Here is a 24313-nt window from a genome sequence, read left to right as displayed (position 1 = left end):
ATCCGTCGGTGCGCCTGCGAACTGGAGGTATTCCCTATGCGAACGTTGGTCCTCAACGCGGGGTATGAACCGTTGTCCGTCGTGTCGTTCCGACGCGCGATAGTGCTGGTGCTCGCCGGAAAGGCCACGGTGCTGGCCGACGACGAAGTGCCCGTTCACTCGCCGTCCGCGACGCTGGCCAGGCCGGCAGTGATCTTGCTGCGCCGCTACGTCAAGATGCCCCGATCGCGCGTGATGCCGCTCTCACGTCGCAGTGTGCTGCGCCGCGACGCACACCGGTGCGCGTATTGTTCGCGCTCGGCCGCAACGATCGACCACGTGGTGCCGCGCTCACGCGGCGGCGCGGACAGCTGGGAAAATCTCGTCGCCTGCTGCCTCAAATGCAATAACCTCAAGGGCGCCAAAACTCCGGGCGAAATGGGATGGACGTTGCCGTTCACTCCGACGGCACCCTCGGCGGGCAGCTGGTTCGTCCGGGGCATCGAGCGCGGGCGTCCGCAGTGGGAGGAATACCTGGCGTACGCCCGTGCGGCGTGAGCGCGGGTCGGCGCGCCCGGCCTAGCATCTAGCCGATCGCGGCGGCCGCGTATTAGGCTCGGTGCAACAAACCGACTTACGTCTGGAGGCCGGCACAATGACAGAGAACGTGGTGCTTGTAGGCATCGATGGTTCGGATACCGGGCAGTGCGCCTTGGAATGGGCCATTCGGGAAGCGAAATCATTGGGCTGGCCGATGCGCCTGGTCGGTGCTTATTCGGTGCCGAACGTGGCAACGACCGGCATAGACGTGTCCTACGTGCCGATGGACGACGAATCGATCCGGGACGGCGTCCGAGCCGTCGTCGACGACGCCTTGGCGAAAGCGCGCTCGGAAGGTCTCGAGGCCGAGGGGCTCGTCGAGGTCGGAGACGCGGCCGGTGTGCTGGTCGAGGAATCCAAGCAAAGCGGTCTGGCAGTCGTGGGCTCGCGCGGGAAGGGCGGATTTGCCGGCCGGTTCCTCGGCACCGTGTCGTCGGCCCTGCCGGCGCACTCGGAATGTCCCACCGTGATCGTGCCGATCTGTTGGGCCGAGGGCCGGCAGCCGGCGGCGGAAACCGCCGAGGGCGACGACGAGGACATGGACTTCACCGGTCGAATCGTCACGGGGATCGATGCCTTGGGGAAGACGAACCCGGCGCTGTGGGCCGCAGCGGAATCCGCAGTCCGGAAGAACAAGCCGTTGAGCATCGTGGGCGTCATGAGCCTGATGGTGGTCGGCCCGGAATGGTTGCCGGCGGGCATCGACATGGAGCGCTATCAAGAAGAAGCCAAGGCCAGTCTCGGTGCATGCGTCGATGCGCTGAACGAGAAGTACCCCTCGCTCGACGTCGAGTGGGAACTTTTCGAAGGGTCGCCGGCCGAGATGCTCATTCGAGCGTCCCACACGGCCGATCAGCTGGTCGTCGGATCGCGTGGACGCGGCGGATTTGCCGGTTTGTTGCTCGGGTCCACGAGCCAGGCGGTGCTGCACCACGCCAAATGCCCGGTCATGGTGGTGCGCGTGAACAAGAAGGATCGGTCCACCGTCAAATAGTGCCCAGCCGGCGGCTATTGAGCCGTCGCTGACGTCGCCGTGAGCAGTGACGAGTCCGGAGCGAAACCGGAGATGAGCGCGGCAACGGCGTCGGGCGCCTCCAACGGAAGAAGGTGGCCTGCATCGGGGACCACGGTGAAGTCGGGCCGAATCAGGTGTGGAAGGAGATTTGCGCGCAGCACCTCGGCCGGCTCGACGACGTCGTTCCCGCCGGCGACGACGAGGGCCGGCACCTTGATACGACGAGTGTCGGCCGAGATGTCTTCCGCGATACCCCGCAGAGGCCACTCGACGAGTGCGTCGGGAGTGCTCGCGAGCGAGTCCTCGACGACCTGCACCTTGTCTGCGACGGACAACTCGGTCGCCGTGAGGACGTCATTGCGGGCGCGAGCAACCGATTCGGCGGAGTCGTACGCGTGGGCGAGGCTCGTCTGGTGCTCCGCATCGACGGACGCCGCAGGCACCGCCGGCGCCGGGGCGATCAGGATGATGCCGCGGAGCCCGTCCGGCTCGGCTCCGGCGACAAGTTGGGCGACCTTACCTCCCATCGAGTGTCCGACGAGGACATAGTCCGAGACGCCGGAGGCGCCGAGTATTGCGCGGGTGTCCGACGCGAGCTGGTGTAGTCCGTACGGCCCGGGCAGAGTCCGCGAACGCCCCCACCCACGGAAGTCAAGAGTAAGGACGTCGCGTTCGGGCAGTTTCGAAATCACGGGTGCCCACGTGCGCGCGGACCCGCCCCAGTAGTGCAGGAACACCAGCACGGGGCCGATTCCGTGTCGGCGCGTGTGGTGCGGTAATTGGTCACTCATGGTCAATATTCCTCCTGTCAAAGACCGCCGTTTTCGGCGGAACCGTCTTTCCATTCCACCAGTAGCTCGTGGGACGGGGCCATGGTGAAATCGACCTGCAAATGGTGAAAAATGGACAAATGAGCAATGTCCGGCAACTCCGTTACCAGCCGCGCGACAGTTCAGCCGGCGGTGTCGAGGTGTTGAGCTTCGCCCGCTTGCGGGAGCTTGACGACCACGAGACCCAGCGCGCGGACTTCTATGTCGTCGCAGTCGTCGACGAAGGTGTCGGTGAGGTGTCAATCGACTTCGACCGGTACCCGCTTGCACCGGGCTCGATCGTGCGGATTCCGCCTGGTGCCGTGCATCGCTGGGACGACATGGTTTCGGTCGACGGGAGCCTGGTGCTGTTTCTCCCTACCGCGCCCGCCACGCCGGCGACGCGAGCCCGCGCCGCGCCCATTGACATTCCCGGAGTCTGCGAACCGGTCGCCGACGCGGAACTCGTCTCTGCTGCCCTCGACCACCTCGAACTTGAACTCCGCGCAGCGGGAGCCGGCACGCCTGCAGAGATCCCCGGGCTGCTGCTGTCGGCGTTCCTCGCGCGCGTGCCCCGAGCGGCGGAAGCTCGTTACGCGAACGACTCGCTGTTCGTTGCGTTCCGAAGAGAACTGGAGGCACACTTCCGGGGGCATCGCGACACCGGCTTCTACGCGCGCGTTCTCGGCTATTCTCCCCGTACTCTCTCGCGGGCGGTGCAAAAGGCTACCGGGCGGACGGCGAAAGCCTATATCGTCGAACGAGTGCTGTTGGAGGCCAAGCGGATGCTTGCTCACGATCGCTTCACCGCGGCGCGCTGTGCGAGCGAGCTCGGCTTCCCGGACGCTTCCGGATTCTCCGCATTCTTCCGACACGGTACGGGGCTTTACGCCGGCGCCTGGCAGAAGCGGGCCATCTCGAACCTCGTTGAAGGCTGACCGATCCCGGCGTTCGTGCGAACAGGACGGGCCAGGGGACAGCCAAATAATCCGCCGTCGCCGGCGGGTGCTCGATGGCTCGATGCCCTGCGTCGATAATGCCGTTTCGAGTGGTCATGTCCCCGTCGGCGCCCCCGGCAGGATTCGAACCTGCGACACCCGCTTTAGGAGAGCGGTGCTCTATCCCCTGAGCTACGAGGGCATGCGCCGGAACAAGCGGCAGACAATTGACAAGTGTAGGTCAGCGGCGTGTTCGGGCGCACATCGCGGGCGTTCATTTGCCGGTTCGTTCACGAAATACGGCTTCCGCGTGCGTGGTGCAAGTGATGAATGCCTCCAGCTTCGATAACCTCGAAGATGTGTCTGATGCATCCAACTCGCAGGACCGGACGGAATCAACGCCGCCCGGCCCGGACGAGCACAACGACCCGCAACAGCGTGACTACGCAGCCGGTGGCCGGGTCGACGCCGATTCGCCGGTCGCTGCGCCGGAATCCGCAGCGGACGATGAATCGACCCACGATGATTCGGCCCGGGACGAATCGATCGAGAACGTTCCGGCCCGAGAGGACTTGCCGGCCGGCGACTTGGCCGGCGCTGACGCCCCTTCCGACCCGGTCGACCCGGTCGCGGCAAAACTCGATGAGTGGGTCGAGCACATGGCCACGATCGGCGGCCGCGACACGCTGCTGAACTACCGTGATTCGCGCGATGGATCAATCGACTTCACCGGCGCTCATCCATCGGGCGTCGCCCAGCTGCTGGCCGGCCGCGCTACCAGACTCTCCAGCCTGATCCGCGACCATGAGATGCTTTCGGACGCTCGCCGCCGCGCCAAGACCCTCCGCGCGAAAACCGAGCAGCTCCGGGCCGAGCGCGGCCTCTCGGCCGCATACCTGGCAATCGGGTTGGCGAATTGGAACGGCGCCCAGGGCGGTATGACGCACGACATCTGCGCACCGGTGTTGTTGCGCCCCATCATGCTGCACCCGCGTGGGCATCGGCTGAAGGACATCGAAGTCACGCTCGCCGATGAAGCCGTCGTGAACCCGGCCCTTGTCCGGTTCCTGGCCACCGTGCACGATGTCCACATTCCCGTGGATGAATGGAACGCCCTGGCGAACCGCCCGGGGAGCTTCGACCCGGCTCCGGTGCTCGACCGGTTGCGGAAACTCGTGCGCCGGCTGCCCGGCTTCACCGTCGTCCAGCGGCTCATCGTGTCAACGTTCGCCGACGTGCGCGGCCCGTTCGAAGGCGAGACCATCGATCGCACGCACCCGGTGATCGCGGGGCTGTCCGGTGAGCCCGACACCGTCGCGCAGCTGCGCGACGATGTTGCCCGGGCCGATATCGCCGAGGCGGACTTGAACGAGGCGGTGCCGCTCAGGGACCGCGACCCGGAGTCCGAACTCCTCGTCGTCGATGCGGACGGCGACCAGCAGGCAGCCATCGACATCGTGCTGTCGGGGGCCCACCTGCGCCTCGATACGCCGCCCGGCACGGGCGCAACGCAGACCAGCGTCAATATGACTGCCGCACTGGCCCACGAGGGCAAACGCGTGTTGTACGTTTCGGAAAACGCCGACTCCCTTGACGATTTCATTGCCCGGAGCCGCGACGCCGGATTGAGCGATTTCGTCCTCGACGCACGCGGATCGCGCCGCGACAGGCAACGCAGCCTCATCGCCATGATCAGCGCCGACGAACAAGCCACCCGGCCCGATCGCGACGAAGTGATCGAAACCCTGCGCCAGTATCGGCACGAGCTCGATGCGCACAGCCACGCACTGCACCGCCGGCGCGATCCGTGGGGAGTGTCGGCTTATGAGGCCATGGAGCATTTGGCGCAGCTGACGTCCGCCAAGCCGGCCCCGTCGACCCGGGTCCGGCTGGATTCCGACATGCTCACGATGGCCGATGGCAAACGTCACCGGATCCTGCGCGATCTCGACCGGTTGTCCGAACTCGGCGCCTTCACCCTCGATGTCGAGGACACTGCCTGGTTCGGCGCGTACCTGCCCTCGGACGCCGATGCGGCAGCCGCGCAAACCACTGCGCGGGAAGTCGCCGATGAATTATTGCCTTCGCTGCGTACCGATATGACGACGTTGGCCGACCGCGCCGATCTTCGCCCGGCCGTCACGACCGACGCGTGGGGAAAACAGATTGCCGTGCTGCTCGGCATTCGCGAAACGCTCGACAAGCTGACCCCGGACGTGTTCGACCAGCCGCTCGGCGACATGATCGCGGCCACCGGGACGTCCGGCTACCGCAGCGAAATCGGAGCCCCGATGGGGTCGATGACGCGCCGGCGCCTGAAGAAGCTGGCACGCGAATTCGTCCGACCCGGCGTCCAGGTCGACAATTTGCACAAGGCTCTTGTCGAAGCGCGGTCGCAGCGCGCCGACTGGCTGCGCTTGTCCGCGCACGACGGCACTCCGAAGGTCCCGCGCGGCCTTCTCGACCTGCGCGAACGATACGACAAGCTGAGCGCGGCGCTCGACCGCCTGGAACCGGTCCTCGAGCCGACGCCGGACGGCGGCAACTTGTCGGAGATGCGTATCGACGAGCTGGCTGCACGTCTCGAAGCGCTCCGTGACGACGAGGACGCTCTCACCGACCTGCCCGAGCGCACCGAACTGGACGGCAAGCTGCGCACCGCGGGTCTGGCGGATCTTGTCGACGACTTGCGCTCGCGACGCGTGGAGCACGCCGTCGTCGGCAACGAGTTCGAACTCGCCTGGTGGGCATCGGTGCTGCAGGAGATGGCCGGTGCCGATCCCGCGGTCGGCGGCCACGACGGCGACCATATGCGCCGTATCGCCGGGGAGTTCCGGATAGCGGACCGTCGTCATCTCGATCTCGGCTCGGATCGCGTCCGGTGGAGCCTGGCCGGCGCCTGGAAGGGCGCGATCGCCGCGCATCCCGATCAGGCCGGAATCGTGCGTGAATCACTGCGCTCGAAGACTGCCGAACTCGACTCCCTGGTGCGCCGGGCACCGGACGTCACCGGCGCGCTCGCGCCGGTATGGCTGATGAGCCCGCTGCACGTGCCGGCGGAACTGCCGCCGGGCGAGTTCTTCGACACCGTCATCATTGGCGACGCCGGCCGATTGTCCGTCGCCGAAGCCCTCCCGGCCATCTCGCGTGCCCGACAGGTCGTCGTACTCGGCGACGATCGACTGCTCGGACCCTCGACGTTCACTGTCGGGGCCGATCGCCGCTTTGCGCCGAGCGGGGGAGCCGAACCGGTGGCCGGGTCGCTGTTTTCCGAACTCGACGGTCTCATTCCGACCCGTCGGCTGCACAACAGCTACCGCAACGGTCCGGACAAACTTGTGCAATTCGCCAACCGGCATTTTTATGAGTCGACTATCCGATCGATGCCGGCGGCTTGGCCCGGCGACGAGTCGGGCCTGAAATTCGCGCACGTCGCCGACGGCACCGGCGCGCCCGACCCGGCTACCGACCAAGTCGAAAGCGTCGATGCCGAGGTGCGGCGCGTCGTCCAGCTGGTGCTCGAACACGCCCGCAACCATCCGCGTGAATCCCTTGCAGTCGTCACACTGTCCGCCGTGCACGCCGAACGAGTGAATGATCTGCTGCAGCGCACACTGCTTGAACATCCCTACGTCGGGTCGTTCTTCTCCGACCGCGTGTCCGAACCGTTCACGGTGCTCGATTGCGAGCACTTGCACGGGTTGACCCGCGACGCGATAATTTTCTCGCTCGGCTTCGGCCGGACGCCGCACGGCCGCACCCTGCACCGGATGGGGAAGCTGTCGAGCCCGGGCGGCGAGCGGTATCTGGCTGCCGCGATCACTCGAGCGCGCAGCCGCACGACTGTCGTGTCCTGCTTTACCGCGCACGACTTCGAGAACAACAAGCTGGCTCACGGCGCGGCGCTCCTGCCGCTGCTGCTGGCGGACGTCGCCGGTGAGAGTCTCGCGGACGACGAACCGGACACGGCGGAACCATCGGCCGCGGGAGCCGAAATCGATGCGGAGGACGACCGGCGGGACGACGGTGAACAGGCCGATGGGCCCGTCGGCGAACCCGACCCGCTCTTGTCGGATCTGGCCGATCGACTACTGCGGCGCGGCCTCTACGCACGCGTGAATTACGCCGGTGAACTCGACCTCGCCGTGGCGGGACTGGAATCGGATACCGGCATGGTGGTCGCCGTTGAAAGCGACGGCGTGCGATATCGCCAGATCCGCAGCATCAGGCAGCGTGAACGCATGCGTCCCGAGGACCTGGCCCGGCGCGGATGGCGATACGTCCGGGTATGGACGACCGACGTCTTTGCCGACCCGCAGGCCGAGGCGGACCGGATCTTTGACGCGTGGCAGGAAGCCGTCGAGGATTTGTCGGCGCAAGCCGTGCTTGGCGCTGCGCGCGCCGCCGCCGAAGTATTCCGACGCAAGGGCGAGCGACCGAGACTGACCCCGGGCCTGCCGATGACCGCTTATTCGGACGACGACCTCGACGCCATGCTCGAATGGATCCGGTCCGACGGCGTCGAGAGAAGCGATGCCGATCTCGTCGAATTGCTTCGCACCGCGCTGGCTCAAAAGCGCCGGAGCCGAATCACGGACACCGCGCTCGTCACGGCCGTGAAACGCTACCGAGCCGGCCTGCGGGCGAAATCCGCCGCAAGACCGGCGGGCGAACGGCACGAAAACGACGCCCCCGAACCCTCAAAGGAGAACACCACGACCGGCGAAACGACGGATTCCAAGCAGACCCAGCCGAAATTAGCACGCGATCAGAATCGGCGTGGAGCGCCCGACCCGATAGTGCCGCGCCGCGCGCCGTCCGACGACGACCGTGAATGGGGCGACGGCACGGACAGCAACGATGAGCGACTCTTGTCCGAGCGGCCGCCGCACTGGCAGTAGAGCTTCGGTCGACGGCAGCCACCGAAGAACGCCGTCACCCGCCCAGTAACGCGAACGTATATGCGGAATCGGTGCCGGCGAGCAGGCGAGCAGTGTGTTTTCCGACATCAACGGTGATGAGCGCGCCGGTTTCGCTTCCGGACAGGGCAGCCGCGTGGGAGTGACGGATACTCAACACGACCACGTCGTCCGCCGCCACTTCGGCCGCCCCCGTGTCGGGAGCCCGTCGAAACACCATGATGTGATCGCCGGGGTGCAGGAGTTTCACGGCTTCGGCATCGGCCACGTGCAACGGGAAAGCGACGCTGGAGGCACGCGACGGCACTGACGCCGCGGGACGCAGCATTGCCGCGGTGACGGGAGTGCCGGTGGTGAAATCGGTCCGAGGCAAGGCGCCGACGACGTCGTCCGGGTCCGTGAAACCGTCCGCGGGGACAAGTGATTTCGGGTAATGCGCCACTGTCACGTCCCGCGCCGTCAACGGCTGCCCCGCCGTGACGTCGCGATGCGTGACGACGACTTCGGTGTCGCCCACCGGGATCAAACGAGACGCGGCAAGCATAGCGGCCAGCCCCAAAGCCACGGCGGCGGCCGCCCGCCGGTACCGGCGCAATCGGAATAGCAATTCGTGAGCCATGCGTGCAAGGCTAGGACGAGGAGCCCCGCACCCGTCGGCGATTCGGTCGATCTGTGGAAAACGTGCAGCCGGATGTCTGCTTGTGGACGACAGTCCGCCCGGTCAGCGTTTCAGGACGCCGACGCTGCCGCCTTCTTGCCGGAGTCGGCCTTGGCGGCGGGCGAGCTTCCGTTGGATGAGCCGCCGGAGGAACTGTCCGACGTGGACGACTTGTTCGACGAGCCGGAGGACTTGTCGCTCGACGAGTCGGAGGACTTGTCGGCGGTACCGTTCGAGGAGCCGTTGCCGTCCGATTTGGAAGAGCCGCCCGACGTCCCGTTGGACGAGGACGAACGTGAATCGGTGCGGTAGAACCCCGAGCCCTTGAACACGACGCCGACGGCGCCGAACACCTTGCGAAGCTTGCCCTCGCACTCCGGGCAGATTGTCAGCGTCTCGTCGCTGAACGACTGGTGGATATCAAAACTGTGACCGCACTCGGTGCACGCATATGCGTACTTTGGCACGTTGTCCTCCTCAAGAATTTGGCACTCACGGGTCCCGAGTGCTAATTGTACGCCGCAGTGTCCGCGCATGCGAACGTGCTAGTTTTAGGCATCGTGGTGGGTGGGAAGAAATTGACGCGCATCAGCACGATTGTGATTGCCGCCGTCATAGCGTTGGCCCTGGTGATCGCCATCGCGGCCGTCACGGTCGTGCGGCACTCGTTGCCGGACTATTCGGGCACCGAATCCGTGCCGGGCCTCGGCCACGACGTCGTCATCAAACGCGGTGACACCGGCGTCCCGAATATCTATGCGGACTCCTCGCACGACTTGTTCTACGCGCAGGGCTACGTGCACGCTCAAGACCGATTTTTCGAAATGGACTATCGCCGTCACGTCACGGCCGGCCGTCTGTCCGAACTTGTCGGGACGAACTCGGAGGCGCTGACCGCCGACAAGGTCATTCGTACGCTGGGGTGGCGCCGCGTTGCCAAGCAGGAACTGCCGCTGCTGTCGAAGTCGACGCGCGCGTATCTGAAGGCGTACGCGGACGGCGTCAACGCCTACTTGGCCGACAAATCGCCGTCCGACCTGGGACTTGCGTACACCATTTTGGGCAGCACGGTGCATCTCGAGGATATCGAGAGCTGGACGCCGGTCGATTCGCTGGCGTGGCTCAAGGCCATGGCGTGGGATTTGAAGACCAATTACGACTCCGAACTCGAGCGGGCCCAGATCCACACTGTCGTGCCCAGTGTGGCAAAGGTCGACGAATTGTTCCCGGACACACCGAAGTCGCACCGGCCGATCGTGACGCGCGGTCAGATGAACAAGTCGACCCTGCCGCCGGGATCACGGGTCGCGTCGAAGATTCGGATCGGCAAGAAGGAAGCAAAGGAGTGGGCGACCGCCCTCGAAGGGTCGCCGGCGCACACCGACACGCCACGCGGCCACGATACGACCGAAGCTGCGGGCACGGCCGGCGCGGCTTTGAAGACGGCCGGCGCCGCATTGAACGCCGTACCCCAGCTCCTGGGCCGCGGCGACGGCATCGGCTCGAACTCGTGGGTCGTGTCCGGCAAATACACGGCGTCCGGCAAACCGCTGCTGGCCAACGATCCGCATCTGGCGCTCACGGTACCGGGAATCTGGTATCAAGCCGGACTGCACTGCACCACCGTGAACAAGGACTGCCCGTTCGACGTCTCCGGATTCGGGTTTTCCGGCATGCCCGGCGTCTTCATCGGCCACAACCGGAATATCGGCTGGGGGTTCACCAATATGGGCGCCGACGTCACCGACTTCTACTTGGAGAAGATCGACGGGTCGAGCTATCGCTTGGACGGCAAGAACGTGCCGTTGAAACAACGTACCGAGCACATCAAGGTGGCCGACGCGAACACCGTGACGATCAACGTCCGGTCAACCGACCACGGCCCGATCGTTTCGGACGTGCTCGCCGACACTCGGTTGGCAAGGCCGAAGAAGACGGACGCCGAGACGCCGCGGCACGCGCACGACGTCCCGGCACGTCAGCCGCAATTCGCCGTGTCTTTGGCGTGGACTGCCCTGCAGCCGGGCCGAACGGCCGACGCTATTTTCGCCATGGACACTGCAAAAGATTTTTCGGATATGCGCAGTGCGGCCCGCTCGTTCGCCGTGCCGGCGCAAAATATCGTGTACGCCGACACCGCCGGCCATATCGGGTACCAGACCCCCGGCAAGGTGCCGATCAGGAACACGGTGGTCGGCGGGCCGGTTCCGTCGAACGGAACCTGGCCGGTTCCCGGATGGGACAGTGATTTCGACTGGCAGGGATACATCCCGTTCGACCAGCTGCCCAGTTCGCTCGACCCCAAACAAGGGTTCATCGCCACTGCTAATCAAAAGGTCGCCGGTGCCGGCTATCCGAACTACCTCGGCTCGGACTTCGACTACGGTTACCGGTCGCAGGCCATTCGGGACAAGCTCCAGAACGCTATCGGGCACCACAAGAAGCTCACGCGGGCGGATATGAGTGCCATCCAAATGTCGACGTCGAACGAGTTCGCCCGCACGCTGGTGAAACATCTGTTGAAGGTCGAGACCGATAAGTTCACCGGCGAGGCGGTGGACCTGCTGCGGAACTGGGATTACACCGAGTCGCCCGATTCGGCGGCTGCCGCTTATTTCAATGCGGTCTGGGCGAGCGTGTTGAAGCATGCATTCGGGGGAGAAGTGCCCGAACCGGCCACGCCGAACGGCTCGGACCGGTGGATGGGTGCCGTCGCACGGCTGTTGAAGCATCCGGATAACTCGTGGTGGGACGACCGGCTGACGCCGAACGTCGTCGAAACCCGCGACGAAGTGCTCGAACATGCGCTTTCCGATGCGCGCAAGGAGCTCACCGCGAGCCTCGGCAAGGACCCGGACGACTGGCAATGGGGAAGACTGCACAAGCTTGAGCTGAAGGAAAGCCCGTTGGGCGGCGAATCGGCGCCCGGCATCGTGCGGTGGGCATTCAACGGAGGATCCCACGACGTCGGCGGCACGACAGCCGTCGTCGATGCGACGAGTTGGGATGCGGCAAGCGGCAACTACACGGTCACCTCCGGCCCCTCGATGCGCATGGTGCTCGATTTCGACAACCTGAATCGGTCGACCTGGGTCAATCTCACCGGCAACTCGGGCCATCCGTTCAGTGCCCACTACCTCGATCAATTGCCGCGGTGGTTGAAAGGCACGACGTATTCCTGGCCGTTCACGAAGCCGGCGGTCGACGATGCCGCCACCGACACGTTGACGCTGAAACCGGACGGCAGCTGACGGAAACTGCCGCCTCCCGGCCGGCAAAACGCGGCGGCTCGTCGGGAACGCGTCGTCATGACGACGCGTTCCCGACGCCGCGCCGCGTTTTGCGGAAGACGTCAAGGCCGGACGGCGTGAGTGCGGCATCGACACGGAGATCGTGCGGCAGCGTGGGGACGGCACGGGCCGGCAACACCTCGTCGTCATACACGGCCGCCCAGAACGTACACGTTTCGGAGCCCGTGACAGTGCGGAGTTCGGTGAAGCTGCGGTCGTAGAAGCCTCCGCCCTGACCCAAGCGGGCACCGCGCCGATCGACCGCCAACGCCGGAACTATGACGACTCCGGCACGATCGATGAGTTCGGCCGACGTGATCACCGGCCCGACCGGCTCGGGGCCGCCGCCGACGCTGCTGGGCCGATACCGGCCGTCGTCCGCCGCCCACTCGAGCGGGCGCTGCGGGGTCGACACCGGCAGGTACACCTCGACGCCGACCGCAATCAGCCGATTCAGCAGGCCGCGCACGTCGGGCTCGCCGAGCAAGGGCGAATAGCCGGCGACTGAATGCGGGCCGCCCGGTGCCATGAGGTCGAGCTGTCGCATCACGATTTCAAACCCCGGCACCGAAAACCGCTGCTTGGCGTGGAGCCTCTCGGCAGCTGACTTCTCGCGTCGGGCTTGCCTGATTTCCGCCCGAAGCAGCGACTTTTCTGTGCTCACGCGCATAGCGTACCGGTAATTTTCTGCCATCCGGCTGCAAAATTCGGCGTACACGATAATCTTGCCGGTATGACCGAAAATATCGAGAACTTGGACGGGCAGAAAGTCCGTAAGGCCGTCATTCCCGTCGCGGGACTTGGCACCCGATTCCTACCGGTGACGAAGGCGACACCGAAAGAGATGCTTCCGGTCGTGGACAAACCGGCGATCCAATACGTCGTCGAAGAAGCGGTTGCAGCCGGACTTGTCGACGTCCTCATGATCACCGGACGCAGCAAGCGCGCCGTGGAAGACCATTTCGACCGCGTCGACGGTCTCGAAGCGGCGCTTGCGGCAAAGGGCGACGAGACGAAGCTCGATTTGGTGAAGCACACATCGGAACTCGCCGACATCCACTTTGTCCGCCAGGGAGATCCGCTGGGGCTCGGGCACGCCGTCTTGAAGGCGGCCGGTCACGTCGGCCGCGAGCCGTTCGCGGTGCTGCTCGGCGACGACCTGATCGACGAGCGCGATCCGCTGCTGACGACGATGATCGACGTGCAGCAGCGCACCGGCGGTTCGGTGATCGGACTGATGGAGGTCGACCCGGAACACATCGACTTGTACGGGTGCGCCGCCGTGACCGAGACCGACGAGCAGGACGTCGTGCGGGTCAACGCACTCGTTGAAAAGCCGGACGTCGACAAGGCTCCGAGCAATCTGGCGATCATCGGCCGATACGTGCTGGCCCCCGAGATCTTCGAAGTGCTGCGGCACACCGGGTTCGGCAGGGGCAACGAGATTCAGCTGACCGATGCCTTGCAGGCGCTTGCCGGCGACCCCGACTCGCACGGCGTGTACGGCGTCGTCTTCCGAGGCCGGCGTTACGACACCGGCGATAAGGTCGACTACTTGAAAGCTGTCGTGCAACTCGCTGCAGGACGCGAGGACCTCGGTCCCGAGTTCTCGGCATGGCTGAAAGATTTCGGCGCGAGTCTCCCATGACTGATGACAACCGGGTCGGACCGCCGTCGGTGGCCGACCACCGCGAGCGTGTCGGGGCCCTGCTCCCGGCGCTCGCGCCCGAACTGATGCAGTTGACCGGAGCGCTCGGGTCGGCGGTTGCGGAGACCATTGCGGCCGGACGCGACCTGCCGATATTCGACAACTCGCAAATGGACGGGTTCGCCGTGCGCGTCGCCGACGTGACCGGCGTGGGGGCTCCGGGCAGCCGGTTGACGGTAGTGGGCGACATTGCCGCCGGTTCCGCCCCGGATGCCGCCGTCGAGCCCGGAACGGCAATTCGAATCATGACGGGGGCACCGATCCCGGACGGCGCCGACGCGGTGGTCCCGGTCGAGTGGACGGATGCGCCGCGCGGATCGTCGTCGGCGCCGGACGACGTCCGGGCCACGGTGCCGGACGGCACCACTGTCACGCCGGGACTCTACATACGCTCGGTCGGAGCCGATGTGCGGGCCGACGAAACCGTGCTCGAGCGCGGAAGCGTGCTGGACGCGCGCGCCATCGGCATGCTTGCCGCGCTGGGCTACGACAGGGTGCCGGTATTCCGGCGACCCCGCGTGGTGGTGATGGCCACCGGAACCGAGCTCGTGGCCCCGGGCAGCCGGCTCGAGCCCGGCCAGATCTTCGAATCCAACGGCCAGATGCTCGTGGCGGCGTTCGCCGAGATCGGCATCGACGCCGAACTCGTCGCGGCCGTCAGCGACGATGCCGACGAGTTGCGCCGCATCCTGGGCCAGGCGGCGTCCCGCGCCGACCTCATCGTGACGAGCGGCGGGGTGTCCGCCGGAGCCTACGACGTGGTCAAGGATGTGCTCCGGCGCGGCGACGGCATGTGGTTCGGGCACATTGCCATGCAGCCGGGCGGACCGCAAGGCGCCGGCACCATCGATGCGGCCGGCCGCGCCGTGCCGGTCCTGTGTCTGCCGGGTAATCCGGTGTCCACGTTCGTGTCGTTCGAGCTGTTCATCCGGCCGGCAGTGCTGGCCATGACGGGCCGTTCCGACCTCGACCGCGCAGTCATACGGGCACGAGTTGCGGAAGGATTCGATTCGGTCCGCGGCAAGACTCAGATCGTGCGGGCCGTCGTGCGGGCCGAGCCGGACGGCGTTCCGACGGTCAGCATGCTGGGCGGCCACGGTTCGCACCTGCTGACCAGCCTGGCGCGGGCGAATGCGCTGATGCCCGTGCCCGCCGACACCGTGCGGGTCGAGGCCGGCGACGAGCTGGACTGCGTGATGCTGTCAACCCTGCCGGGAGGCTCGAAATGACCGACAAACTCACGCACGTCGACGAGGCCGGCGCAGCGCATATGGTCGACGTGTCCGCCAAGGACGTCACGGTACGCACTGCCACGGCGTCCGGCCTGGTGCGCACTACCGCCGAAGTAGTCGCCTTGTTGCGCGGGGACGGCGTGCCCAAGGGAGATGCTCTTGCCGTGGCCCGGCTGGCAGGCATCCAAGCGGCCAAGCGGACCCCCGACCTGATCCCGTTGGCCCATCCCATCGCCATTCATGCCGTCGACGTCGATGTCACGGTTCAGGACGAAGGCGTTGCGATCCGGGCGGAAGTGCGTACCGCGGATCGGACCGGAATCGAGATGGAGGCCCTCACCTCGGTCGCCGTGGCGGGGCTGGCCATGATCGACATGATCAAAGCGGTTGATCGGGGCGCGACCATTGAATATGTTCGGGTCGAGCACAAGGCAGGCGGACGGTCAGGGGAGTGGACGCGGAAATGAGCGATGACATACGGAAGGCGCTGATCGTGATTGCGTCGACCAGGGCGTCCCAAGGCGTGTACGAGGATACGGCCGGGCCGATCCTGACCGAAGGCATTGCCCGGTGGGGATTTACCGTGAGCGGGCCGCAAGTGGTTGCGGACGGCGAGCCGGTGCGGCACGCGCTGGTCCGGGCGGTGGCCCAATACGATCTCATCGTCACATCGGGCGGCACGGGAGTGTCGCCGACCGACGTGACCCCGGAAATGACCCGGCCGCTGCTCGACCGCGAGATTCCGGGGATTCCGGAGATGCTCCGCGCCTACGGCGTGTCGAAGGGCGTGCCCACGTCGGCACTCAGCCGCGGACTGGCCGGAGTGTCCGGCGGCGCGTTGATCATCAATCTTCCCGGTTCGAAGGGTGCGGTCAAGGACGCCGTCGAAGTACTCGGCGACGTTGTCCGGCATGCCGTCGAGCAGGTGGCCGGCGGCGACCATCCGCGCGGTGAGGAGTGAGCCACTGGCCGGTGGTGCTCGAAGAAGCCGAAGCACCCGGAACTCTCATTTTGCGGCCGCTGACCACAAAGGACGCACGGGCGTGGCGTCAGGTACGGTCGGAAAACAGCCGATGGCTGTCGCAGTGGGAGGCGACGGCGCCCGAGCCGACCGACACGCTGCCGACGTATCGGCAGATGATCCGCTCCCTGACGGCGCAGGCCCGGCGTGGATCGGCGTTGCCGTTCGCCATCGAAGTGGACGGGCGATTCGCCGGGCAGTTGACCGTCAGCGGCATCAGTTGGGGGTCGCTGAAATCCGCATCGATCGGGTACTGGATCGATGAGCGGTACGCCGGCCGCGGATTGACGCCGACGGCAGTCGCCATGGCCACCGACTACTTGTTCTTTTCGCTCGGGCTGCACCGCGTTGAGATCAACATCCGGCCGGAAAACGCCCCGAGTTTACGGGTCGTGGAAAAGCTCGGGTTCCGTGACGAAGGCGTGCGCGTGCAGTACTTGCACATCGCCGGCGACTGGCGCGACCATCGCACATTTGCGCTGGTGTCGGACGACGTGCCCGGCGGTTTGCTCAATTACTGGAAACGCGTGCGCGCCACCGCCTGAAGTCGGCCGACACACCAGGGCCAATACGCTCCGTGTCGCGCCGCGGCCAATACCCTGGGTATGTGGCCGCCAGCTTGATTTTCATCGCGATACTCGGCTTGTGGCTGGCCGGATTGTTGCCGCACCTCGTGCGCCGGAGAACGCAGATCGCCGATTCGGTTCGAGTCGACCGGCTGCCGGAGACCGCGCGGGTCGTGGGGTGCGATCCGCACGATAGGATCGGTGGGACTCGATCGACGGCTGCGATACTGCCGACTGCAGCAGCGCGGACTGCCGCGAATAAGGACGTGAGACCTATGGACGGGAACCAGGTGGACACCCTCAACGCGAACGCCACGCCGGCACGTCCGGCGCGCCCGGTTCGACGGACCGGTGCACCCCGATCCGGTACCCCGACGTCGAAGGCGGATGCCCGCGCGCTATCGGAAGAGCGTGCTGCAGCGAGAGCCGCGGCCAAGGCGAAACGCGTACGTATTCGCCGCCTCGGCGTCGGATTCGTCGGTTTGGCAGCCATCACGGTTGTCTCGGCGGTTCTGGCGTTGTTCTCGGTAGTGACGTGGGGTATCCCGCTAGCCGCCCTGGTGCTCGCCGTCGTCGACCTGTTCGTCTTGCGGGCCGTGCACGCCGGAAAGCCCGAGCAAGAGTCGTCGAAGCAGAAAGCGAAGCCGACTGCGGCAGCTGAGCGTACGGCCGACGCGAAGCCGCAGGCCAAGCCCGCCGCCGGCCCGGAAGCCAAGGGCGAGGACGCCGTCCGTGCAGTGCGTGGGCGCGGGCAAGTGCGACGCGTGGCGAGTTCACGCGAAGCAGACCAGCACGGTTCGGATCAAGCTGATTCGGATCAGCGGGCAAAGACGCGCTCGTCGGTGTCGATGGCGGCCAATGCCTTCCCGGAAGCCGGAACGTTCGCGGCGTCCGGTCGCACGGCCGCACGCGCAACGTCCACCGAGGACGAGCCGACGCAGGAACTGCACATCAGCGAGTCCAGCGTCGTTCGGAAGCGTCCTGCGCAGGCTGCCAAGACGGCCACCAGCTCGGTGTCCTGGTCGCCGGTGCCGGTGCCGCGGCCCAAGTACTTGGACGCGCCCAAGGTCGAGCGGGCCGAGCCGCGTCCGCTGGTCGTGGACGCATCCGTGCACGATAAAGTCGAGCAGCCGGCCGAAGACACCGCGGCCTCGCTCAGCGAGTCGGAAGCGAAGGAATCGGCCGCCCGGCAGTGGGTTGAAGAGCCCGGACGTCGCCCCGAGGTCGAGGACGCGCAGCCGCTGACCGTGAACAAGACGGCGGCCCAGGTGGGACGCCTGGACGATGTGCTCCAGCGCCGCCGCGCTGCCGGCGAATAAGCAGCCGTCGCGCCCGTCGCCGCGTTGCGGGCCCGATTTCGTCGGCCCGATTTCTATGGGGCACGGGTGCGGTGCTAGCCTAGTGGAGCGGCTTTTGCCGAGTAGAAAATAGCAAGGGGCTATGGCGCAGTTGGTAGCGCGTCTCGTTCGCAATGAGAAGGTCGGGGGTTCGAATCCCCCTAGCTCCACCAAGTTGGTCCGGCCTCGCCGAGTGGCGGCGAATGGCTGCGAAATCGCCGATTTCGCAGCCATTCGCCGCCACTCAGCGCCGGTCGATTACCGTTCGCCGCCACTCGGCGCTCACGCAGCGCCGCTTGCCCGCTCGCACACCCAGCCGTCGGGCATCGTTCCGCTTTCCAAGAACGCCTTCAGTTCTTCGCCGGCTTCGCCGTCGAGGGTCTCGTCGGCCTGCGTGTAGATGATGGGTTCTTCTTTCGAATTGTGCTCGTCCAACAGGCGCAGCAATTCGGTGCATGCTTCTTCCATGGCGCCGGCGTCGGCGGCTCGGGCCAGCGCGTCGTCCAGCGCGTCCATCCTGTCCCACAGCCCGCCGTGTTCGCGCAGCATGACGAAGATCGGCATCACCATCCCCGCGGCCTTCAGCGGCGGGAACAAGAATTCCTCTTCCAGATAGATGTGCCGGCGCAGCCCGTTCATCGCTCGGATCAGCGGGTCCGGATCCGAATCGCCGCTCGCCAGACCGGCCGTATAGGCCTCAATGCCGCCATCGATGTCGCGGTGCTCGCGTTCCAGCGCTGCTTGCAATGTCATCTGCTCGGTCATCGGCAAATTCTCCCGGGTTCTCCGTTCCGCCGCAGTTCGGCGCTTCTCTCCCATCGTGCCGCTAAAACGGACAGATGGCGCGGCCGCACGGCGATCCGAATGAAATAGTGCGGGAACCGACCTGCCAGCGCGTCCTCGAAGGTCCGGGCGCTTGATGACCCCGTCGGAATCCGGATCGGCTCGGAAGAACGACGTGTAGACGATATGTGCCACTCCGGCTCGCGACAATGTTTCCGATTTGACCGGTCGACCCGGTGATTGCGGTTTTGTCCATATTGGGAATAAGCGCCGCATTCCCGTGCCGTCCCTGCACGGCCCCGAATCGATTGCCGGATCCGGTGGGCGAGAATGGGGCCATGCGCTTGCTTCTCATCCGACACGGCCAAACTCCCTCGAACGTGGCCGGATTGCTCGATACCGCCGTGCCCGGACCCGGGTTGACCGAGCTCGGCACGCGCCAGGCCGCCGCACTGCCGGACCGGCTGGCCGGCGAGAGCATCGACGAACTGTACGCCTCACCGTTGCTCCGCACGCAACAGACCGCCGCCCCGCTGGCAAAGCGTCTCGGCCTGCCCGTGGCCGTCCGGGACGGCGTACGCGAGATCGAGGCGGGCGAGCTGGCCATGCGCGGTGACAGCGGCTCGATCAACGCCTACGTGTCGACAGTGTTCGCGTGGGCCCGGGGCGATGTCGAGGCTCGAATTCCCGGCGGCGAATCGGGGGTCGAGGCGCTGCGACGGTTCGACAGTGTCATCGACGAGATCGCGGCCACCGACCGGTCGTGCGCCGCCGTGGTCAGCCACGGCGCGGCAATCAGGCTCTGGACGGCGTCCCGAGGCATCAACGTGCGGGTCGACGACGTCGAAGCCGAACCCTTGCGCAACACCGAGATAGTCGTCATGGAAGGGTCGCCGGACGGCGGTTGGCGTTTCATGCAGCGGCTGGCTGCGGGGTGACCTCGATCGGGGTATCCCGCGGATCGGCGAATCGTACCGTCGCGCCGTCGTCCTCGGCCCGGATGTCGTCGCGGCGTCCTGGAGTGGCCTCCAAACTGATAGAACGCATATATGAGGTTTTCAAAGCCCATCGCGGCCGCAATGCTCGTTGTCGGACTGTCGGGGATCGCCGGCTGTTCGGAGAAGCCGCTCACTACCGATCAAGGCGGCGACCCCTCCACGGCGAGCGCCACCGTCGTCGTGAAGAATATGAAGTTCACGCCGAAGAAAGTGAGTATCAAAGCCGGCCAATCGGTGACGTGGAAATTCGATGACGGCGATATTCGTCACGACGTGACGGCCGACGACAAGTCGTTCGCCAGCAAGGCGGCCGTCAGCGGGCATTACACGCACAAATTCGCGAAGGCCGGCACCTATCGGTACAACTGCAGCATCCATCCGTCCATGCGCGGCGCAGTTGTGGTGAAACCTTCCGGTTAGTCGTGCGCGATACTGAAGGCGTGAGTTCTTCGCGGCCGCTCGTCGTCATGTTGTGCGGCCTCCCGGGCGCCGGCAAGACGACGTACGCGCAGGCGTTGCAATCGGACGGATATGTACGGCTGTCCATCGATGAGGAGATCTGGGCGTCGTTCGGGCGGTTCGGTATCGATTACCCTGCCGAGGACTATGCCGCGGTATCGGCCGAGGCGGATGTCCGGCTCCGAGCCGCACTTCGGGCCAACCTCGCGGCCGGACGGGACACCGTCGTCGATTACGGATTTTTGAGTCGTGAGATACGGGACGGCTACAAAGCTCTGATCGGGGCCGCCGGTGCCGACTGGGCACTCGTGTATCTCAAGGCGGACTTCGGTCTGCTCCGGAAAAGACTCGAGCGGCGGAAAAAACGGTTCGATGCGAACGCCGCCTTTGAAATCGGCTCGGAACTCTTGGCCGGCTACGGGCAGCGGTTCGAGCCGCCGGCCGGTGAGGGGGAAATCGTCGCCGAGCAACACCTCCCGCGGGACGTCAGCTTTCCGAAGCCAGAATTGCTTCGGCGAGCGCGCTGTCAATCACGAGACTCGTGACGATCCCCGAACGGACGGCGGCCCGGACGGCGTCCGCCCGGGAGGCACCGCGCGCCACGGCTATCACCTCGGGAGTCTGTACGAGCTGCTCGACGCTCACGCCGATCGTGCGCTTGTCCAGATCGGTGTGGACCGGCTTGCCGTCGCGATCGAGCAGCCGCCCCGAGATCTCCGCAATGGCTCCGGCCTTCCCGGCTGCCCGGCGCACGTTCTCGTCCACTTTTGCCCACACCGTCGACTCGCCTTGGGTCCATGCGCCGATCGCGACCATTGCCAGGTCGAGCTGATCGGCGTGGGCAAGTGTTTCGGCGATCTCCGGCTGTCGGCGTAGATCGATGGCCGTGGACGACTCGTCGACCACCAGCGGCGTATACAGCGGCCACGTATGAGTGCCGGGCGTCCCGTCGAGCCGAGCCAGAACCTGCAGAAGGTGCTGCGAGCCGCGCAACTGCAATGCCCCCACCAACTGGACCACCGTGCAGGGGGCCAGGCTCGGCAGATATCGTGCGGCGGCGTCCAGCGTCCGTGACCACGACAGGCCGATGGTCATGTGCGGCGTCGCCAGCGACGCCAGTAGCTCCATCGACGCCTGTCCCAGCCGGTCGATCAGGTGCGCCGGATCGGACGGCGGCTGGACGACGACGGCGCGGCGCAATCCCAACGCGTCGGCTACCGCATCGCCCAGGCTCGATGAATACGAACGCGGATCGTGGATCTGTATCTCGACGATTCCGAGCCGGGCGGCGTCGCTGAGCATTCGGGCGACCTGGAATCGACTGATGCCGCGATCCGCCGCGATCTCGACCTTGGACTTTCCGTCGCGGTAGTAAGCGGTGGCGATTGCCACCAGTGCATCGAGGTCGGAGTCGTCGAGCTGGGCGGTGAGAGCCGCCGTGTCGTGTCGTGCCGGTTGTTTGCTCACGGCTCCTCCTGGAATCTCATTTGTGTTGCTATTGCTCATGTGATCACTTGTGAGTATAGTCACTTCTCAAACGAGCAAGCTGTAATCAAACGAGAGATTGGTGCGTTATGCGGGCAGCCCAGATTCCGACGCCGGGAGAAATCACGATCTCCGATGTGCCCGATCCGAAGCCCTTGCCGCATGAAGTCGTCGTGGAAGTAGCGCGAACGGGTATCTGCGGAACGGATATTCACATCCTCGCCGGCGAATTCGCGCCGACACCGTACCCGATCATTCCCGGGCACGAGTTTTCCGGAACGGTTGTCGCCCGCGGATCGGAAGTGCCGGCCGACCTGGCCGACGGCACGCGCGTGGCGGTCGACCCGTCCTTGTACTGCGGGCACTGCGCTTACTGCCGTGCCGGGCGCGGCAATCTCTGCGAAAACTGGAACGCCGTCGGCGACACCGTCGACGGGGCCTTTGCTCAATACGTGAGCGTACCGGCCGACAATTGCTATGTCATGCCGGACGGGATGTCGTTTGCGCAGGGCGCTTTCGTCGAACCCGTCTCCTGTGCGGTGCACGGAGTCCGCCGGCTCGGGGTCGAAGCGGGGGAGCGGATCCTCATTCTCGGAGCCGGCTCGATGGGCCTGGTCCTCACACAATTGCTGAACGCGGCGGGCGCTCAGGTGACGGTTGTCGACATGGTCGCCGACAAGCTCACGACCGCCGAAAAGCTCGGCGCCGTCGAAACCGCGACAAGCACTTCCGGATTGTCGCGTCTGGGCTTCGATGCGGCCGTCGACGTGACCGGTGCGGTACCGGCCGTTCACGATGCGTTCGACGCGTTGGGGCGCGGCGGTCGGCTGCAGATATTTGGAGTCGCTCCGGCCGAATCGCGTATTGAGCTGTCGCCGTTCCGAATCTACAACGACGAGATCACGATCGTCGGCACCATGGCGGTGCTCAACAGTTTCGCGCCGGCACTCGATCTCGTCGCGCGCCGAGTGGTGGACGCCGACGCGATCTTGTCGCACACGTTCGGCCTCGGGGAATTCGCCGAGGCTATCGACATGGTGAAGAGCGGAGGATCGCTCAAGGTACAGATCGATACACGGCAATAGATCGAGTATGAGCTCAATCGGGCATCAGCATACGAAAGGAATCGCGAGACAATGCAAAGACGCACTCGAAAAATGATGACGGCCCTCTCCATCGGAATGGTCGGGGCCATGGCGCTGGCCGGCTGCGGTGGAGCGGGCGGGTCCGGCGGCGGAAGCAGTAAGACCGTCAACGTCTTGATGGTCAACAACCCGCAAATGGTCGATCTGCAAAAGCTCACGGCCAAGAACTTCACCAAAGAGACCGGAATCAAGGTCAAGTACACGGTGCTCCCGGAAAACGACGTCCGTGCCAAGATCAGCCAGGAGTTCTCGAGCCAGGCCGGTCAATACGATGTGGCGTCGCTGAGCAACTACCAGGTCCCGACCTACGCCCGGAACGGCTGGTTGTTGTCCCTGGACGACAACGTCGCGGCCGACAAGGATTTCGACCAAGGCGACATCTTGAAACCGATCGCCAAATCGGTCACCGGCGAGGACGGGCACGTCTACGCCGAACCGTTCTACGGCGAGTCGTCATTCCTCATGTACCGCAAGGACATCTTCAAAGAAAAGCATCTGACGATGCCCGCCCACCCGACCTGGCAGCAAGTCGCCACGCTCGCGGCCAAGGCGGACGGCGCGAAAAAGGGCATGAGCGGAATCTGCCTACGCGGACAGGTCGGCTGGGGCGAGTTGTTCGCGCCTCTCACCACCGTGGTCAATACGTTCGGCGGCACCTGGTTCACCAAGGACTGGCACGCCAAAGTCAACGCTCCGGCATTCACCAAGGCGACCAAGTTCTACGTCAATCTGGTGCGCAAGCACGGCGAATCCGGCGCAGCGCAGTCCGGCTTCACCGAGTGCCTGAACGATTTGACGCAAGGCAAGTCGGCCATGTGGTACGACGCGACCTCCGCTGCCGGATCGCTGGAGGCCAAGGGATCGCCGGTCGCCGGGAAGATCGGGTATGCGCCCGCTCCGGTCGTGAAGACCGACAACTCGGGCTGGCTGTACACCTGGGCGTTCGCCATTGAAAAGAATGCTCCGCACGCCGATGCGGCCGAGAAGTTCATTGAATGGGCCTCGAGCAAGAAGTACGAGAACCTGGTCGGCAAGAAGCTCGGTTGGTCGCGCGTTCCGGCCGGTAAGCGAGCCTCCACGTACGAGAACCCGAAGTACCAAAAGGCAGCTGCCGCGTTCTACAAGCAGACCGAGACGGCTATCCAGTCGGCCAAGCCGGACGATCCCGGCGTGCAGCCGCGGCCGGCTCCGGGGATCCAGTTCGTGGCAATTCCCGAATTTGCGGATATGGGCACCAAGGTGTCTCAAGAGGTCAGCGCCGCGATCGCGGGGAAGCAGTCGGTGACTTCCGCCTTGAACAAGGGGCAGAAGCTTGCCGCCAAAGTCGCAAAGAAGTATCGCGACAAGAACAAGTAGCCGATAGTTGCCGGG

The 24313-nt window shown here is 65.5% G+C and carries 22 protein-coding genes and 2 tRNA genes; 17 read left to right on the top strand and 7 right to left on the bottom strand.

Annotation, left to right across the window (positions count from 1 at the left end):
• Window positions 1-36: 36 nt before the first annotated feature.
• Both BJY26_RS01085 and BJY26_RS01080 read left to right on the top strand, forming a co-directional pair.
• Complete coding sequence (locus tag BJY26_RS01085) at window positions 37-537, top strand: HNH endonuclease (protein WP_179424927.1); 501 nt, start codon at window positions 37-39, stop codon at window positions 535-537.
• 97 nt (window positions 538-634) lie between these two features.
• A complete protein-coding gene (locus BJY26_RS01080) occupies window positions 635-1573 on the top strand; it encodes a universal stress protein (protein WP_179424921.1) in 939 nt (312 codons plus the stop codon).
• Between the two features lie 14 nt (window positions 1574-1587).
• On the opposite strand, the gene BJY26_RS01075 is transcribed toward BJY26_RS01080, so the two are convergent.
• Window positions 1588-2385, bottom strand: coding sequence for an alpha/beta fold hydrolase (locus BJY26_RS01075; protein WP_179424919.1), 798 nt, complete (start codon window positions 2383-2385; stop codon window positions 1588-1590).
• A gap of 119 nt (window positions 2386-2504) precedes the next feature.
• On the opposite strand from BJY26_RS01075, the gene BJY26_RS01070 reads away from it, so the two are divergent.
• Window positions 2505-3341, top strand: a complete 837-nt coding sequence (locus BJY26_RS01070) for an AraC family transcriptional regulator (RefSeq protein WP_179424917.1) — start codon at window positions 2505-2507, stop codon at window positions 3339-3341.
• A gap of 129 nt (window positions 3342-3470) precedes the next feature.
• On the opposite strand, the gene BJY26_RS01065 is transcribed toward BJY26_RS01070, so the two are convergent.
• A tRNA-Arg gene (locus tag BJY26_RS01065) sits at window positions 3471-3543 on the bottom strand.
• 157 nt (window positions 3544-3700) lie between these two features.
• On the opposite strand from BJY26_RS01065, the gene BJY26_RS01060 reads away from it, so the two are divergent.
• Entirely contained in the window at window positions 3701-8242 is a 4542-nt protein-coding gene (locus BJY26_RS01060) for a DUF4011 domain-containing protein (RefSeq protein ID WP_179424915.1), read from the top strand.
• A gap of 34 nt (window positions 8243-8276) precedes the next feature.
• Here the strand turns inward: BJY26_RS01060 and BJY26_RS01055 are convergent, their stop codons facing one another.
• Window positions 8277-8879, bottom strand: coding sequence for an SAF domain-containing protein (locus BJY26_RS01055; RefSeq protein WP_179424913.1), 603 nt, complete (start codon window positions 8877-8879; stop codon window positions 8277-8279).
• A 110-nt stretch (window positions 8880-8989) separates the two neighbouring features.
• Window positions 8990-9385 (bottom strand): FmdB family zinc ribbon protein, encoded by a 396-nt coding sequence (locus BJY26_RS01050; protein ID WP_179424911.1) that lies wholly within the window; start codon window positions 9383-9385, stop codon window positions 8990-8992.
• 75 nt (window positions 9386-9460) lie between these two features.
• Here BJY26_RS01050 and BJY26_RS01045 point away from each other — a divergent pair, with 75 nt between their 5' ends.
• Entirely contained in the window at window positions 9461-12169 is a 2709-nt protein-coding gene (locus tag BJY26_RS01045) for a penicillin acylase family protein (RefSeq protein ID WP_237248857.1), read from the top strand.
• A gap of 55 nt (window positions 12170-12224) precedes the next feature.
• Here the strand turns inward: BJY26_RS01045 and BJY26_RS01040 are convergent, their stop codons facing one another.
• Window positions 12225-12872 carry a 5-formyltetrahydrofolate cyclo-ligase gene (locus BJY26_RS01040; protein WP_179424909.1) on the bottom strand — a complete coding sequence of 216 codons (648 nt, stop codon included), beginning with the start codon at window positions 12870-12872 and terminating at the stop codon, window positions 12225-12227.
• A gap of 69 nt (window positions 12873-12941) precedes the next feature.
• On the opposite strand from BJY26_RS01040, the gene galU reads away from it, so the two are divergent.
• The 7 genes from galU (at window position 12942) to BJY26_RS01005 (ending at window position 18245) form a co-directional block, all read left to right on the top strand.
• A complete protein-coding gene (gene galU, locus BJY26_RS01035; protein WP_179424907.1) occupies window positions 12942-13856 on the top strand; it encodes a UTP--glucose-1-phosphate uridylyltransferase GalU in 915 nt (304 codons plus the stop codon).
• Window positions 13853-15145 carry a molybdopterin molybdotransferase MoeA gene (locus tag BJY26_RS01030; protein ID WP_179424905.1) on the top strand — a complete coding sequence of 431 codons (1293 nt, stop codon included), beginning with the start codon at window positions 13853-13855 and terminating at the stop codon, window positions 15143-15145. Before galU ends, BJY26_RS01030 begins: the two co-directional genes overlap by 4 nt.
• Window positions 15142-15615: a cyclic pyranopterin monophosphate synthase MoaC gene (gene moaC, locus BJY26_RS01025; RefSeq protein ID WP_179424903.1), complete on the top strand. Its 474-nt coding sequence runs from the start codon at window positions 15142-15144 to the stop codon at window positions 15613-15615. Before BJY26_RS01030 ends, moaC begins: the two co-directional genes overlap by 4 nt.
• A complete protein-coding gene (locus BJY26_RS01020; RefSeq protein ID WP_179424902.1) occupies window positions 15612-16109 on the top strand; it encodes a MogA/MoaB family molybdenum cofactor biosynthesis protein in 498 nt (165 codons plus the stop codon). Before moaC ends, BJY26_RS01020 begins: the two co-directional genes overlap by 4 nt.
• Window positions 16106-16714, top strand: a complete 609-nt coding sequence (locus BJY26_RS01015) for a GNAT family N-acetyltransferase (protein ID WP_237248859.1) — start codon at window positions 16106-16108, stop codon at window positions 16712-16714. Before BJY26_RS01020 ends, BJY26_RS01015 begins: the two co-directional genes overlap by 4 nt.
• A 62-nt stretch (window positions 16715-16776) precedes the next feature.
• Window positions 16777-18054, top strand: coding sequence for a hypothetical protein (locus BJY26_RS01010; RefSeq protein ID WP_179424900.1), 1278 nt, complete (start codon window positions 16777-16779; stop codon window positions 18052-18054).
• Window positions 18055-18169: 115 nt separating this feature from the next.
• A tRNA-Ala gene (locus BJY26_RS01005) sits at window positions 18170-18245 on the top strand.
• Between the two features lie 109 nt (window positions 18246-18354).
• Here BJY26_RS01005 and BJY26_RS01000 read toward each other — a convergent pair.
• Complete coding sequence (locus BJY26_RS01000; RefSeq protein ID WP_179424898.1) at window positions 18355-18837, bottom strand: hemerythrin domain-containing protein; 483 nt, start codon at window positions 18835-18837, stop codon at window positions 18355-18357.
• Between the two features lie 356 nt (window positions 18838-19193).
• On the opposite strand from BJY26_RS01000, the gene BJY26_RS00995 reads away from it, so the two are divergent.
• The 3 genes from BJY26_RS00995 to BJY26_RS00985 all read left to right on the top strand — a co-directional run bounded on the left by BJY26_RS00995 (window position 19194) and on the right by BJY26_RS00985 (window position 20857).
• On the top strand, window positions 19194-19793 hold the full coding sequence (locus tag BJY26_RS00995; protein ID WP_179424896.1) for a histidine phosphatase family protein: 600 nt from the start codon (window positions 19194-19196) through the stop codon (window positions 19791-19793).
• Between the two features lie 111 nt (window positions 19794-19904).
• Window positions 19905-20273, top strand: coding sequence for a cupredoxin domain-containing protein (locus BJY26_RS00990; protein ID WP_179424894.1), 369 nt, complete (start codon window positions 19905-19907; stop codon window positions 20271-20273).
• Window positions 20274-20293: 20 nt separating this feature from the next.
• Window positions 20294-20857, top strand: a complete 564-nt coding sequence (locus BJY26_RS00985; RefSeq protein ID WP_218852202.1) for a P-loop nucleotide/nucleoside kinase family protein — start codon at window positions 20294-20296, stop codon at window positions 20855-20857.
• Here BJY26_RS00985 and BJY26_RS00980 read toward each other — a convergent pair.
• Window positions 20799-21779 carry a sugar-binding transcriptional regulator gene (locus tag BJY26_RS00980; protein ID WP_179424892.1) on the bottom strand — a complete coding sequence of 327 codons (981 nt, stop codon included), beginning with the start codon at window positions 21777-21779 and terminating at the stop codon, window positions 20799-20801. The two genes, BJY26_RS00985 and BJY26_RS00980, sit on opposite strands and share 59 nt — an antisense overlap.
• Before the next feature lie 107 nt (window positions 21780-21886).
• Between BJY26_RS00980 and BJY26_RS00975 the strand changes: the two genes are divergently transcribed.
• A complete protein-coding gene (locus tag BJY26_RS00975) occupies window positions 21887-22882 on the top strand; it encodes a zinc-dependent alcohol dehydrogenase family protein (protein WP_179424890.1) in 996 nt (331 codons plus the stop codon).
• 72 nt (window positions 22883-22954) lie between these two features.
• Window positions 22955-24298, top strand: coding sequence for an ABC transporter substrate-binding protein (locus tag BJY26_RS00970; protein ID WP_372465340.1), 1344 nt, complete (start codon window positions 22955-22957; stop codon window positions 24296-24298).
• Window positions 24299-24313 lie beyond the last annotated feature (15 nt).

The organism is Spelaeicoccus albus (assembly GCF_013409065.1).
In the GTDB taxonomy this organism is placed as follows: domain Bacteria; phylum Actinomycetota; class Actinomycetes; order Actinomycetales; family Brevibacteriaceae; genus Spelaeicoccus; species Spelaeicoccus albus.
This window is presented reverse-complemented; position numbering and strand designations above follow the sequence as displayed.